Genomic DNA, 863 nt, shown 5'->3' with positions numbered 1-863 from the left:
GGGGCTTTCTTCCCAACATTACCTTTAAAGGAACTATAACCAGATGTATGGCGGGAATAAATAGTTACTTTTAAATTTAATTTGCCCATTAATCGACGTACGGTATCTGGAGAGTTTTTAAATCCGGCCTTGAGGGATTGCTTCCAGATTCTACGATAACCGTAGGTTGAGTTTGAATCATAATAAGTCTGTGTGATGAATTCTTTCAATTGGGCATATTTATCTTGTTTTTTGACTTTATTAAGACGTTCATAGTATGTAGATCTTGGTAAATTTATTTTGTTTAATAGTTCAGTAAGTTTGTACTTATCAGTTAATGATTCAACTATTTTTGCTTTCTCGAGCTGTGATTGTTTTCTCTCAAGGCCTTTAGTGCTTTTAAAATATCACGATCCATTTCCGTATCGTGTAATTTTGACTTTAAATCGAGTATTTCTTGTTTATATTTCTCTTCTTTTGAAGAACTTAAATGAGTTTTTTTCTTTCTTCTCGCCATTAATGGGCGTCTCCCTCTGGGACGCCGCCTCAATCCCGCGACACCATAATGATTATATATATAAATCCAAGAACTAACTTGACTAGGCGATATTTTAAAATGAATTGCGGTATCAAGACGGCTGATCTCGTGTAATTTATAATATTCTATCACGGATAACTTGAAGTCTTGAGAATATTCTTTATGAGATCTTTTATTCTTTAAAGAGTTCAACCCATTAGTCTCGGCTTGATGTACCCAATTATAAATAGGGGATTTACTTGGTATCCCATATTTCTTGGCTAAACCAAGTATCGATATTTGTCCTTCTAAATATTCATTTACTAATTTTACTTTAAATTCTGAAGAGTATTTTGTCATAAAAAAA

At 32.9% G+C, this 863-nt stretch carries 2 protein-coding genes; both read right to left on the bottom strand.

From position 1 onward, the window contains the following. Positions 1 to 209: IS3 family transposase (locus FC88_RS13010; RefSeq protein ID WP_162256526.1), on the bottom strand; the 209-nt coding region annotated here is incomplete at its 3' end. Positions 210 to 325: 116 nt separating this feature from the next. Continuing rightward, a partial coding sequence (locus FC88_RS04115) for a helix-turn-helix domain-containing protein (RefSeq protein ID WP_157060417.1) occupies positions 326 to 863 on the bottom strand: 538 nt, incomplete at its 5' end.

The sequence above is a fragment of the Companilactobacillus futsaii JCM 17355 genome (assembly GCF_001435505.1).
Lineage (GTDB): Bacteria > Bacillota > Bacilli > Lactobacillales > Lactobacillaceae > Companilactobacillus > Companilactobacillus futsaii.
Note: the sequence above shows the minus strand (reverse complement) of the source record. Positions and strands in the feature narration are given on the sequence as shown.